The sequence below is a fragment of the Ensifer sp. SSB1 genome, from assembly GCF_016652895.1.
In the GTDB taxonomy this organism is placed as follows: domain Bacteria; phylum Pseudomonadota; class Alphaproteobacteria; order Rhizobiales; family Rhizobiaceae; genus Ensifer.
This window is the reverse complement of record NZ_JAEPRP010000352.1, coordinates 1,708-2,071: the sequence shown is the minus strand read 5'-3', so window position 1 is coordinate 2,071 and position 364 is coordinate 1,708. Positions and strand designations below refer to the sequence as shown.

1 pseudogene is annotated in these 364 nt (G+C 64.3%); it reads right to left on the bottom strand.

The features are described from left to right. Nucleotides 1–137: 137 nt before the first annotated feature. Nucleotides 138–364, bottom strand: a pseudogene (locus I8N66_RS37210) (IS1634 family transposase); the annotation flags it as partial.

Here is a 364-nt window from a genome sequence, read left to right as displayed (position 1 = left end):
GCTTTCGCTCGGGATGACAGTGAAGGGATGACAATGAAGATGTGTGGCGCCGAGAGCGCTAACCCAACTTTCCCTACTGGCGAGTAGCGAAGGCAGAAAGTGTAATCGAATCAACGGCGGCTCGTGAAAGGTCTTCACTACATGGCGGGCTCGGGCCGGCGGTCGAGGGCACCGGCGGCAGTGATCCTGGGCGGTGGCTGCGGCGGCAGCGTGAGGCCGAGCTGGCTGACGAGGAGCTTCTGATCGGCGGCGAGTTCGGTGTAGCGGGTCAGGATGAGGGTCCGGCCGTCGGTGGTGGGGAAGTGGACATCGAGCATCTGGATGGCGGCGAGCTTGTCGAGCACGGCCCTGGGCGTAAGGCCGC